This window comes from Methylomicrobium sp. Wu6 (assembly GCF_035916875.1).
Classification (GTDB): domain Bacteria; phylum Pseudomonadota; class Gammaproteobacteria; order Methylococcales; family Methylomonadaceae; genus Methylomicrobium.
In genome coordinates this window covers 1-12,187 of record NZ_JAXUHN010000070.1, presented here as the reverse complement: position 1 = coordinate 12,187, position 12,187 = coordinate 1, and the positions used below count along the sequence as shown (strand labels likewise).

The window sequence follows — 12,187 nt, the reverse complement described above, 5'->3', positions numbered from 1 at the left end:
GCCTTATTTAGCATGGACTTGCGAATGGCTAAAGGCGGGAAAACTCAAACATTAAAGGGCCGGATCAATAGCTGGCAAATATCATACGCCGTTTTGCAAACCGATTTATCGCAACTGAAATACTTCCTGATGAAAATCAGCCTCCGCGAAGCCGTGGGCAACAAAGTTTTCTCGCAACGCCTGACCGAATCCGGGGGGGCCGCAAAACCAGATGCTGGCCAATCGCCATTCCGGCACGGTATTGCGAATGAAATCGGCATCGAGTCGACCATCATTGCCGCTCACCAGCAAATGTAGCCTGACGTTGCCCGCCTGTGCGTCGGCTGTCAGCTTGTCGATTGCCGCCTGCTCGAAATCGGCCGTCGGATGGAACAGGTCGATTATCTGGGCGCTTGGGTTTTGCGCGCGGTGCTGCATCCGGGCGATAAACGGCGTGATGCCGATGCCGGCTCCAATCCAGATTTGACGCGGACGTTGATCGTGAAAATCGAAGCAGCCGTAGGGACCTTCCACCGTCACTGCCTGGTCAACTTTCAGGTTGTCGTGCAACTTGCTGGTATGGTCGCCCAGCGCCTTGGTGATGAATATGATACGCCGGTCTTTCGGATTCCAGGCAGAGGCAATGGTATAGGGGTGCGCTCCTTCCCTTTTGTTGGAAGTGACAAAAGCAAACTGTCCGGCATCGTGCCCCACCCAATCGTCCTGCAATTGGATGGATGTCTCGAGAACACGTAGCTCGGGATAGTAGGTCAGCGACTCGATCCTGCCTTGGGTTCGCTGGCTGGCACCGATGCGGCCAGACAACGCTATCAGCGCTGCCCCCGTTCCACCTAGCATCAACGCCGCCATGCACCAGCCTACCGGCTGGGACCAATAGGCAAATCGGAACAAGACAAGAGTATGATAGACCAAGATTAGGTAGAACGCCGCCAGCCATTTGTGAGTCTTGGTGAACAGATGGTAGGGGACGCGCTTGATCAGGGCCAGGGCGATCAGTGCCACTACCGCATAAAAAGCCCATTCGCCGAGAGATTCAGCCAGGCCGCGCTGCCCGCGCAGCCAAGTCTCCATCATGCCCTGGGCTTCATTAGCGGCCGGTTTGCGAGCCGGCTTGACCAACCAGCCCCAGCCTACCATCCACTTGGTGCCCTGGGCCCACCACCAGTGAATGATGGAAACTGCCAGCCCGGTAATCCCCAGCCACTTGTGCAGGCGATACATCTTGTCGAGTCCACCCAGGTAAGGTTCCAGCCATTTCGGTCGCACGGCCAAAAGCATGGCGACGCTCATGGCCCCCATACTGATGACCCCGGTAAATTGGATCAGTACGGTGCGAAACGAAAAATACGTAAAAGGGGTTGGGGCCAAGGTATCGGCAAGTAACCATAAGCTCGTCAGCACCAGCAATAGGGCGGAAATACTCCATTTGATTCTTTTCATGGTTAGTCTCGATCAGATGAATAACTGAAGACGCAAGTTCGGAAACCGTGACGACTGTAGCTTGGATTTTTTAATTCACGATTAACCAATCCGATAGCTATCACAGTCGTCCGCTGAGTCTTAGTCGCCGGTTAACTTGCCAGTGATAGATTCTGGCGAGCAACGGACGAATAAGCGGCATCCCGGCAAGCCATGAAAGAGGTTTCAGCAAAGGCACTTTATTCATAAGCAAAATATAAGCATCCATCTCGGAAAAAATCTGCTGATTCTCGTCTTTCACATGCAGTTCGGTTAACGCCTTGCGAGGGTCAATACCGATTTCACGCAGCTCTTCTTCCTTGCCGGTGATATCTATCCAGCAGACATTATCGCCCGCTTTACCCGCCAGTTTTTCATAATTTTGCCTGTCCTTGACGCATTTCGGACAGGCGCCATCGTAATAAACAACAATTTGGTGGTTATCCTGCTTCATACTTACCTCCTTCAATTAGGCAGAGTGATAACGAAATTAACACTTTATGTTTATCGGCCAAGGAACTGACAAGAGTCTTCCTATAAATTTAAAAGGTTGAAGAAAAACGCTTGATCAAATTTCAACCGGCCCGGTTGGTCAAAATCCAGTCGGTACCAGCAATGTTTTGCGCGTTATTTCATTTATTCGAGATTACTCGTGAAATCCCCCATATTTTTCCGCACACCCGGCAGCGGATCAAGTCCAAACCTGCGGGTGATGAATTTGATGATGGATGTCGTATCGTAAAGGGTGTGGTCAATAGTATGTTTCTTCACGAGCGGGGAAATCAAAATTGCCGGAATCCGTGAACCAGGTCCCCAACGATCTGCTTTAGGAGGTGGTACATGATCCCAAAGTCCTCCATTTTCGTCATAAGTTACTATGATAAACATACCCGGCCATTGAGGGCCGGCTTGTAACTGCCTGACGACCTCGGCGATATGCGCGTCGCCTGACATCACATCGGTATAGCCCGGATGTTGATTCAAAGTGCCTTGAGGTTTATAAAAAACCACGGGCGGCAAACTGCCCTTAGCAATATCTATCTGCAAGTCGGTGTAATCTTTCAGATGTGCAGCCCGTTGCTCGCGTCCTTTAAGGGTGGCGGGATCAAAGCGGCTGAAATAATTAAAAGGCTGATGATGCACTTGAAAGTTGGGGGAGCCTGCGGAACTGTTATAAATGACTTTTCGCGGTTGAGAAGGGCTTTGCATACCGTCGGCGACAGCCGCATGCCAGGCCCCAGCGTACCAAGCCCAATCGATTTGTTTGTCCGACAAGGTGTCGCCGATGGTTTTAGCGGTTTGAGGTTCGAGCACAAATGCCTCGCCTGTGGCATCAGGGTCTGCAAGTGCTGGATCGCCATGTTCAGCCGGCTTGGTTCCGCTAGGCTGAAACGGAGGTTGCACAGCGTTCACCGCGTAACTGAGCGAAGTTGTTTTATCCGCCGGCGTGAAAGTTAAATCGCCCGTATATTGCGGGGCAGCCTTTAACGCGCTCGTGCGCTTGAACGCCGGCATGCCGGTATGTTCATCCAGAATCGAAATCCGGTCGGCTGGTGGGTTTTTCATAACAGGTGTGCAGGCACATACCAGCCAGAAATGGTTAAGAAACGAGCCGCCGAATGCGCCCATGAAAAAATTGTCGGCAAGCGTGTATTCCTTGGCAAGCTGCCACATCGCCATACTTGATCCGTCGTAGTATCCCATCGTCAAGCCGCCGGCATTTGAAAACGCCGCAAATTGATTGTTACTGCCGCCGTTAAGCTGCATTTGATGGATGTAATACCGGTGCACTAAATCCGGCGATGAAACTTTGATGCCGTTAGCCGAGGGCGTGCCTCCCGGAGGGGCATCGATCCGAAATGGCTTGTTGGGTAAACGGCCGACAAAGGACCAGTTAGGATCGTTGCTGGTCCAAACCGGCGGTAAAGTGGGTAAAACCATCTTGCCGTCACGATCGAGTTGTAAATAGGTAGCGGGTTGTTTTAAGGCGTTACGGATGCCGTCGGCTCCTGGAAAAAGTCCATAGAGATTATCAAAGCTACGATTTTCTGCGTAGATCACAACTATAGTCTTGATCTTTTCGAGTGTCGCTTGAGCGCTTGTTGAGGGCGGATTGGTAGGCGCGGATGCTGAGTTGTTTATGGCGCAACCGAACAGTACCAGAGTAAAACTGAAAGCAAGGCCGATTTGTTGAAGCTTGACAGGCATAGCCACCTCGATAATTTTTTTTAAAAATAGTCATGAAAAGAACAGAGAAAATAAAGGATCGGAGTTTTTTCTTGATCGCTCTGCGTGCATTATAAAGTCCGCCATTAGAAGTCTACGAATGTATTAAACCATTTCAGGCATAGATTTAAGAGCATAAAAACTCTTTCATCAGTCATCTCAGTTCTAAGTGGGCAGCAGAAATTCGTTTGTGTTACTAGGATAGTGCAAGTCGTTGATTTACCAAATGACTATTGCAAACGAGTTTCATGCGAAGCACTTATGGCTATTACAGGTATCAACCAACTTTGCGGCAACATCAAATCTCCAGGCAAAAAAAATCCGGCGCGAAGCCGGATTTGAGAGAAGGGAGTATTGCTATGAGCATAAGCAATGTTTAATAGAATATCAGGTGTTACTTATATTTTGAATGTGACATATTGTCGCGCGTGAAAGGTAGGGCAGAGCATTCGGTCCAGACCTTAAAAAACGCCTAATCAAGCAATTTTTAGAAGCTGTCGGACAAAACATTAACCGCATATAGCCAGCATTATTTTCATCATAGCGATGGGAATGAAATTTTCGGAGGTTTGCGGTAATATTTTGAAATCTTTAGCCAAGAGGCGAAAACCGCCGAGCCAGGAAAAGGTCCCATCGACGGCCCTCCGTGGGCAATACAGCCCGTTTCCCTTCAATCTTTTCCGAAATAGGCAACGGCCGTTCCAGGGTTTTGGCGCTAAATTTCACCGCTGCCTCTCGGTATCCCGCATTCCCTGAAAAAGCCATGATGGATTTATTTTTATCCACCGCGCCTTCTAATATCATGCCAGCACTTGGGTATCACTCACATTCGCCGCATGGACATTCATGAAGTAAATTATCGACGCTATCGACTTACCCTTATACACAAGTCGACCCATTTCCCGGCGGGTATGGCGGCATTTATGTATAAAGGCATGGGCTCTATCGACCACAATGGGCGTTTATGCACTGTAACCAGCGCCAAGAGGCAAGCCAGAATGCTTCTCAGCCTTGAATTTCGGCAATCCCCTCGTCTTGCGGGTATGGCGGAATGATGAACTTGTGTGTAAGGACATGGGTTTTATTCGTTCAGTCAGGCCTCCTCGATGAAGCTTTGAGGCATCGAGGGGGCTGGCGTCAGCGTTCTTGGATGTCTTTTACTACACCGAGACCGCATATCCCGCCTGCAGTCGTGTATCCGCTGCCGATAACATATAACGCAGCGATTTAACCGGCGCTGATATCGGCAATAAGCGTGCCTTACGAGGAGGTCAAGACGATCAAACCGCGCTTTGTTGTCTATGGATAACGTAAATTGTTCGACGCATAATACAGCGTAGAGGCGCCGCGCTTGATTTATCAGAATGTCGTTGTCCATATTTTCCCTTCCCCTCGGGTTATTGTACGAAAAAACTTCAAATCGAATGGAAATTCGACAAAGAGTTGGTAAATTAATTCACCCAAAGCTGGGGTTTGAAGGCGTTTTTGTTCCTGGATGGAGCAGGCATCACTCAGTAGCAATCAGACCATCTATAAAACGTCAAAAAATCGCCCATGAGGAGGGCTGCTCTAGTTTTTACCCCGTGTTATTTGAGCGGGGTAAAACCGCCTTTGCCGCATGAGTCTGAAATCGCGAAGTCACATCCTTATGATCTTGATCAGGAAAGCCTGCATCTTCGTTTTGAAATTTGGTTTTAGCGGACGTTGATTGATTATGTGATATAAATTTACGGGTCATGTTATGGCGCTTCAAGCCATCAGCTACCCCGGGTAAAAAATCTTCAATAATGGCTTTGGGGCTTAGGTACAAATTGACACTTTGTTAATTTAAGATCATGGCGTTTAACATACACGCTATAGTGATTTAGCATCCAAGACGTAACAGATGACTTCAATGTCCAGGCTGCTTATCAATCTTGTAAACAGATAAAAAACCGCCCCAATGGCTCTGGTAGACCAGACTGACGCCCTCGGGCAATTTCTTTAGCGAATCGACAAAAGGCAGCAATCTCACCAGCAGCGTATTTTTGGCTTTCGTATCGGGCGTGGACCAGACGCGGTAATAATTGCCTTCTTTCTGCGCCAGATAATTGCCGTCACCGCTTTCGTGGGCCCAGCGTTTGACTTGAGCAATGTCTCCGTGCAGGTCATTGCTTGCCGGGATATTTTTCGAATCGAGCAGCAACGGTGTGCCGCCGTAGGCGCTGAACTCGGCCAGATGCAACAGCAGATCATTATCGACCAGCAGATAGATCGGCCTTGATGCGCCGAAATATACGGCGATCTCGGCAATGGCTTTGTCGCTGTCCATGGACAGCCAGCGCGCCATTTGCGTCAGCCGTGCGTTCTCCTCATCCGATGCCAAAGGAAGGGTATCTCGCAGTGCATTCCAGACCGGATTCGCAAAGGTCTTCATGGCGGGCTTGCGCAACCAAGGATCCTTGCCGCTCAGGTAATGCAGGCGCTGGCCGTCGTCCCACCAACTTAAAAACAGAGCGTCTTTCGGCGCCTTGCGGGCAATGACCTCGGCTGCCGCATGCCAAATGTCGTGGCGCGATCCGGTTGGGCTGGAAGCAATAGCCTGCGCGTCCTTCGGAAACAAGACAGCGCTCTGCCGAACGCCGTCCTTATCCTGATAAAGGGCAACGAGCAACTCGAATAAATCCTTGCCGTCCTGGCTGAAGATATAGCGCTCGACCGACTGTGCGGGGAAATGCCCCTGTATAGCAGTTTGTGGTTCCGGCGCGTGTCGGGTGCTGAGTTGCTCAGCGTCTTTCACGCCATCCGCCGTCGCCGATGGCGCGAATATCCATTGCCGGTACACCATCATGCCGCCCGTTGCAAGCAGCATGATACTAGTCATCAAAAGCAGGCCCTTGCTGAGTTTTTCAGGCATCATTGAGGTTTTTCGCCTTGCTCGTCCTCTACTTTTTTACTTCCAAAAGGGCCGAACACCTTATAAGCCACGCCCAAGCCGAGCACGATTAAGAGCAGGCCGCCGATGCCGAGGCCGCCGCTTTTTTCTTCACTCTTTGCAGAAGAAGCTGTCGCCGCCGGTGCTGCCTTGACAGCCGCTGATTTGCCGGTCTTTTCGCGAAGGCGCGTATCTTCATCCATGATTTCGGCATAGTCCTTCATCAGATTCGACCAGCCTTCGGTGTAGGTGAAGCCGCCCGGATTGGCGTGGAAAATGCCCTTGTAATGTTTAATCACGTCATGCTCCCACATGTCGGCATGGATGCGTTCCACGCGGCTGGGGTTGTTGCCTTTCGCCCAGAACAACTGGAAGAATCCGGCCGCCGCGTCCTTTTCAGGAGCGGGGGGATTGGGACGGTTAGTTTTCTGGCCGACCAGCAGGCCGTCGTCATAAAGTTTGGTGACGACTTTTTTTGCCTCCTGTTCCACGGCCAAGCCCTGAATGGTGCCTTTATCGGCTGCATCCAGATAGGCCTTGGCGAAGCTGGCCGAATGGCACAGACTGCACGTGTCGACCCACGCCGCTTTACGGTCCTCAAACCAGGGATGGCCAAGGTTGTCAGCGATCGCCGGTGTCGGGTTGAACGCCCAGCGTACTTTACGGACCAAATTGTGCGAGTATCCGCCCTTGTATTCGAAATGGCAGACCTGGCATGTCGGTGCCGTATAGCCGCCTTTGGCGATGGCGTCTTTCAGCGGAACTTCGAAATTCCACTTGGCCTTGCCCTGCGTTTGGTACACGGTGCCGTGCTTGGACATCATGAAGTTTTCAAACTCGTTGTGGTCCGCGCCATTGTGGCAGGTCGAGCAGGCCTCCGGCTGCCTGGCCTCGGCGGCCGAGAAGGTGTGGCGGGTATGGCAGCCGTCGCATTTGTTTTGCTGGTAATGGCACATGTCGCAGCCTTGCGCGACTTCCCGTTCCGGCATCGCAGCCCAGATGGTGTTTTCGACGTTCGCTTCCCAGTCGGTCGCGTGGGATGGATGGCCTTTGCCCCATTGTTTCTGCGGCCATTCCTGGTTTTTTTCCGATTCGGCTTCGGCGAATTCATTCAAGTGGCACGTGCCGCAGGCGGCGCGGTCCGGCATCACCAGATTCTCGGCATGGTTGATGGTTTGCTTGCCGACGCCGCCGTGACAATCGATACAGCCGACCTGATCGAGCTGCCGGCCATTTTCAAGGAGGCCTAATTTGACGAGGTTGGCTTCCACTTCGGCCAGTTTTTGCTTTTTGTAGGCGCGTACATCGCTGTCCGGCAGATTTCGAATGGCGGCCAGATTACTGTGGACACTATTTTTCCAGGCATGGAACGCGCCCGGGCTGGAAGCTTCATGGCAGGCGATACAGGAATCGCGTCCGAATTCGCCCTGCACGGTTTTGGGCGGCTTGTAGAAATCTTTGGGGTTCCAGTACTTCTGGATCGGAATTGGTTCCCAAAAGGCGGCGTGCGAGCCCTTGCCGGGGTGCGCGTCATAATAATTCTTCTTGAGTTGTTCAAACTCGGGTTTATCCGTGCTGGCAACTCCGATGCCGCAGAATCCTATTACGCTGAATAACAACACACTCAGCAAAAGAAGTATCTTGTGTTTCATGGTGCACCTCTATGGCCGTACTGGAATTTTGTATCGAATCGAAACTAAAGTCTAGCGCAATACGGGTCATAATAAAACAAATATTGCATGGGAAGCTAACGGTATCTCGTGGAAGGAGGTTCGCAACTTGCGTCGCACCGTCACAGTCAGATCATACAGGAGAGTCATAGGCAATGAGTTTATCGAACTATCTGTTTGGAACTTATCATTCCATATCGGCATTCCCTATTTGCGGATTTCTCGACGCCTTTGGGAATTTCCTCCGTCCGCGCCGCCATCTTCGACGATTTCAACGACGCAATTTGCGCTGGCTGGACGCCTTACGACTCCGATGTCCGGGACGTTTTCGTTCCCCATGGAGTGTCGGGTAGCATGTCTTATAAAATGGCGTCTCCATGGCGCGGCCTCTTCAGTCTGAGCCGCATTGGCAGTATAAACATGAAAGAGCCGGTTCATACGCAATTCCGCGTGGAGGCGGATTTGCCGAATTGGACCAATAACTGAGGGGAGGGCATTGGACTCTTGGCGTGGTTGCAGGAGCCTGTTCCGCCGTTGTTTCTCCGTGGGATACGCCTTGCTCTCAAGAGCGATAAACCCATTCGATAGGGCTTGGCGGAAAAAACTTTGTTTCTAATTACAACATGTTAAAACGCTGTGATGCCGTTTTTTCACTTGGCGTGAGCGAGGAATGGAACTGCGCGATACCTCCCCACTCCTGCAAAACGGCACTCAAAGCAGGGCAGCAAAAGAGCGTCAAAGTTTACAATCAGTTATTGCAAATGCGGGAGTTTGCGGGAGCGTTCTGTGCACTGTTGCCTATCAAATTCATGATCTTTGCCGAGCAGGGAACCTGCACGCATTGGTCTATGTCATTCTGTTAAAATATCCACTATTCGCAAACGGCGGCTTCTGCAAAAATACAAAGCGTAATGATCAAATTTCCAGGACCGATAACAGTCAGCGTTTTGCTGACAGGGCTTCTTACCTTTTCCGAATTCGCGGCCGCAACGCCGTCGGCGGATACCGGCGTGCTCGCGCAGCAACTGGAACAGGAGTTCAAAGGTGCGTATAGCGAACGCCTTGATCCGGTCGGCAAGGTCAGAAGTTTCGAGTTGACTGCCGCTCCGGCCGAATGGGGCGTCGTGCCGCCCTACCGGACCGCCGTCTGGGCCTATAACGGCACAGTGCCGGGTCCGGTGCTGCGCATCAAGCTGGGCGAAACGTTGAAGGTCAAATTGACCAATAATTTGGCGCAATCGACCACGATGCATTGGCATGGGATCAGGGTGCCGAATGCGATGGACGGTGTTCCCGGCGTCACGCAACCGCCAATCAAACCCGGCGGCAGTTTTACCTACCAATTTACGCCGAAAGACGCCGGCACCTTTTGGTTTCATCCGCATTTGAATTCGCCCGAACAGATCGAGCGCGGGCTGCATGGCGCGTTGATCGTGGAAGACTCGAAGGAGCCCCGCTATTCGCAGGATCTGGTCTGGGTGATGGATGACTGGTTGTTCGAGAATGGCGCCAGCATTTATGGGCAATTCGTGACCGGCCATGATCTCGCGCATGACGGGCGCTGGGGCAATGTCGTGACCGTGAATGGCAAGTACTTGCCGTCGATTCCGGTAAAAGCCGGTGAAAGGCTGCGGATCAGGCTGATCAATGCCGCCAATGGACGCGTTTTCTCGCCGGCGTTTGACGGCTTGTCGCCTAAAGTGATTGCGGTCGACGGTATGCCGGCCGGCGCGCCCTTTCCTTTGTCGCAGTTTAATCTGGCGCCGGGCAATCGTCTCGATCTGGATCTGGTGATTCCGAAAGAAGCGGCGGGTAAATTGCTGGTCGTGTCCAATCGCTTTGGTCGCTCACAGCAAACGCTTGCCTTTTTGGATGTGGCGACGAAAACGGTTGTCAAAACACCGACATTCGAGCCTCCGAAGGCGGCGCATTTTCCGGCTTGGACTGAGGCGCTTGCCGCGCCTGTCGCGCATGAGTTTATCCTGAATGCGGAACGTGGCGGTCCTTATGGCATCAGTTGGACCATCGACGGCAAGATCGGGCACGAAAATGTGGCGGCGACACTGCCTTACGGTAAATTCAGCCGCTTGCGCTATACCAATAAATCGGGCCGCCTGCATCCGATGCATTTGCACGGCCAGTTTTTCAAACTTCTTGCGGTGGACGGCGAGCCCGCGCAGGAGAATTTCTGGCGCGATACGCTGCTGGTCGGACCCAAGCAGTCGGTTGATGTCGGTTTGGTGCCGCTCGATAAAGGTCTATGGGCCAACCACTGCCATATTCTCGAACACGCCGAAGCCGGCATGATGAGTACGTTCAAGGTCGAATGACGTTAGGCAACATTTCACGTAATGTCGGGGCGTGGAACTGGATTTAAGAAGGCTAGCACGTAAGTTTATTCTTGTATGCGGGTAAAAAAGGAGTAATATAAAAAACGCTAGATAGCGATCGTTAGGCTCATGAAAGTTTCCCGCATCCGGCTAGAAAAAGAGCGGAGTGTTATCGGTATATATGGGCTTTCCGATGATTTATACTAAAAATCAGTGTGGTGAAGGGGAATTGTGGGCCGCCGCGGATTGGAAGGTTTGTTCCTATGCGCTGAATTGATCATGGCAAAAATTTTTCATTGCGTTAAAAATTATTTTCAGCCACTGAATTCGGAATGTGCCCTCGGTTGAGAAGATAACTGATTTTGCTTTGTATGAGGAATTATTTTATTTATGGCATTCATAATTACCGAAGAACACCTGGCCGCCATTGCGGGAAAATCCACACAGATGATGGGAGAGCTTGCGGATTGGATCAATAAGACATGCCCCGGCTACGAAATTGATACGCCGCAGGAATACGCGCATTTTTTGGCGCAGGCTTGTCACGAGACCGACCGTTTCCGAACGCTCCAAGAGTATGCATCGGGCAATGCCTATGAAGGCCGTAAGGATTTGGGCAATACGCACACCGGAGACGGCTCAAGATTCAAGGGGCGGGGTATATTTCAAACCACCGGGCGTGCGAATTATTTGCAACTGGGCGTCAAGAAAGGCCAGGATGATTTGTTCATTAATTCCCCCGAATTGCTCGAGCAGCCGGAATATGCAGTCTGGAGCGCCTGTGAGTTTTGGGGCGGGCGGCATTTGAACGATGCCGCCAATCATGCCGATAGCGATATTCTGAAGAAGAAATATGGAGGGGTGGTGCATGACGTGTCACCGGTCGAATTCATCAGTATTTCGATTAACGGAGGATTAAACGGCATCAATGAGCGGAAGAAATTTTATGCGCTTGCGAAGAGTGTACTGATATGAATCGGCTCGCACGGTTTGCGGGAAATCATTTTTCCGATTAAATCGAAGCTGTTTTGGATAAGGCAATGAGCATGCCAGTCCGGCTTGTTAGGAAAGCCCAAAGAAGTTTCGACGATTCTTGTAAAAAAGACGTCTTTAGTCATATCGGAGTTTGGGATAAGTAGGGACGCTTTATTGCTCACCAGGCTCTTCATATTGGTTACGGCATGGCCAATACGGCAAATTACAGATCATGGATGATCAGAAATGCCGGCAACAAGTGCTCTCGATCGCTTGGGGTCTTACTTACGCCCCCGGTTTGTTTGCTCGGACGTGCAGTAGCTGGTTACTGCCGCGCTCACGTCGGTGTTCGGCGTGCACTCGGCCGCATCCCCGACAGCAAACGGCGGTGCGAACGGAACGGAAATGGTTGCTCCCGAGAAACCCCGTTCGGTTTATTGAAGGCCCGAAGCGCCGTGCAAACGGCGCTTCGGGCCCAATGAAGAAAAAAGCTATTTAGAGCCTGCTCAGTAAATACAACCCATTGATTATGAATATTTCTTTGGCGATATTTGCTATAATTAATGCACAAATAATAGGTCTTTATCCTCAAAAACCGTGCAGCGATGATTCGA

General features: G+C 51.2%; 10 protein-coding genes. 3 read left to right on the top strand and 7 right to left on the bottom strand.

The features are described 5' to 3' along the window. Nucleotides 1–105 precede the first annotated feature (105 nt). The 6 genes from U2W12_RS08545 to U2W12_RS08520 all read right to left on the bottom strand — a co-directional run bounded on the left by U2W12_RS08545 (nucleotide 106) and on the right by U2W12_RS08520 (nucleotide 8,250). A complete protein-coding gene (locus U2W12_RS08545) occupies nucleotides 106–1,440 on the bottom strand; it encodes a ferric reductase-like transmembrane domain-containing protein (protein ID WP_326500255.1) in 1,335 nt (444 codons plus the stop codon). Between the two features lie 100 nt (nucleotides 1,441–1,540). Further along, nucleotides 1,541–1,912, bottom strand: a complete 372-nt coding sequence (locus tag U2W12_RS08540; RefSeq protein ID WP_326500254.1) for a DUF393 domain-containing protein — start codon at nucleotides 1,910–1,912, stop codon at nucleotides 1,541–1,543. 182 nt (nucleotides 1,913–2,094) lie between these two features. Further along, on the bottom strand, nucleotides 2,095–3,666 hold the full coding sequence (gene acpA / locus U2W12_RS08535; RefSeq protein WP_326500253.1) for an acid phosphatase: 1,572 nt from the start codon (nucleotides 3,664–3,666) through the stop codon (nucleotides 2,095–2,097). A gap of 609 nt (nucleotides 3,667–4,275) precedes the next feature. Then, the gene (locus tag U2W12_RS08530) at nucleotides 4,276–4,488 is read right to left on the bottom strand and encodes a hypothetical protein (protein ID WP_326500252.1); all 213 of its coding nucleotides are present in this window, start codon (nucleotides 4,486–4,488) and stop codon (nucleotides 4,276–4,278) included. Nucleotides 4,489–5,575: 1,087 nt separating this feature from the next. After that, a complete protein-coding gene (gene haoB, locus U2W12_RS08525) occupies nucleotides 5,576–6,583 on the bottom strand; it encodes a hydroxylamine oxidation protein HaoB (RefSeq protein ID WP_326500251.1) in 1,008 nt (335 codons plus the stop codon). After that, entirely contained in the window at nucleotides 6,580–8,250 is a 1,671-nt protein-coding gene (locus U2W12_RS08520; protein WP_326500250.1) for a multiheme c-type cytochrome, read from the bottom strand. The genes haoB and U2W12_RS08520 overlap by 4 nt, the downstream gene beginning before the upstream one ends. 641 nt (nucleotides 8,251–8,891) lie before the next feature. Here U2W12_RS08520 and U2W12_RS08515 point away from each other — a divergent pair. The 3 genes from U2W12_RS08515 (at nucleotide 8,892) to U2W12_RS08505 (ending at nucleotide 11,573) form a co-directional block, all read left to right on the top strand. Further along, a complete protein-coding gene (locus tag U2W12_RS08515) occupies nucleotides 8,892–9,131 on the top strand; it encodes a hypothetical protein (protein ID WP_326500249.1) in 240 nt (79 codons plus the stop codon). 48 nt (nucleotides 9,132–9,179) lie between these two features. Next, nucleotides 9,180–10,598, top strand: coding sequence for a multicopper oxidase family protein (locus U2W12_RS08510; protein ID WP_326500248.1), 1,419 nt, complete (start codon nucleotides 9,180–9,182; stop codon nucleotides 10,596–10,598). 390 nt (nucleotides 10,599–10,988) lie between these two features. Then, nucleotides 10,989–11,573, top strand: a complete 585-nt coding sequence (locus tag U2W12_RS08505) for a hypothetical protein (protein WP_326500247.1) — start codon at nucleotides 10,989–10,991, stop codon at nucleotides 11,571–11,573. A gap of 337 nt (nucleotides 11,574–11,910) precedes the next feature. On the opposite strand, the gene U2W12_RS08500 is transcribed toward U2W12_RS08505, so the two are convergent. Then, a partial coding sequence (locus U2W12_RS08500; RefSeq protein ID WP_326500246.1) for a hypothetical protein occupies nucleotides 11,911–12,187 on the bottom strand: 277 nt, incomplete at its 5' end.

Bases quoted from the DNA above. Each gene is read 5' to 3' on its own strand.
- U2W12_RS08530 (WP_326500252.1), bottom strand. From the start codon at position 4,488: ATGATATTAGAAGGCGCGGTGGATAAAAATAAATCCATCATGGCTTTT.
- haoB (WP_326500251.1), bottom strand. From the start codon at position 6,583: ATGATGCCTGAAAAACTCAGCAAGGGCCTGCTTTTGATGACTAGTATC.
- U2W12_RS08540 (WP_326500254.1), bottom strand. From the start codon at position 1,912: ATGAAGCAGGATAACCACCAAATTGTTGTTTATTACGATGGCGCCTGT.
- U2W12_RS08545 (WP_326500255.1), bottom strand. From the start codon at position 1,440: ATGAAAAGAATCAAATGGAGTATTTCCGCCCTATTGCTGGTGCTGACG.
- U2W12_RS08520 (WP_326500250.1), bottom strand. From the start codon at position 8,250: ATGAAACACAAGATACTTCTTTTGCTGAGTGTGTTGTTATTCAGCGTA.
- acpA (WP_326500253.1), bottom strand. From the start codon at position 3,666: ATGCCTGTCAAGCTTCAACAAATCGGCCTTGCTTTCAGTTTTACTCTG.
- U2W12_RS08510 (WP_326500248.1), top strand. From the start codon at position 9,180: ATGATCAAATTTCCAGGACCGATAACAGTCAGCGTTTTGCTGACAGGG.
- U2W12_RS08505 (WP_326500247.1), top strand. From the start codon at position 10,989: ATGGCATTCATAATTACCGAAGAACACCTGGCCGCCATTGCGGGAAAA.
- U2W12_RS08515 (WP_326500249.1), top strand. From the start codon at position 8,892: ATGTTAAAACGCTGTGATGCCGTTTTTTCACTTGGCGTGAGCGAGGAA.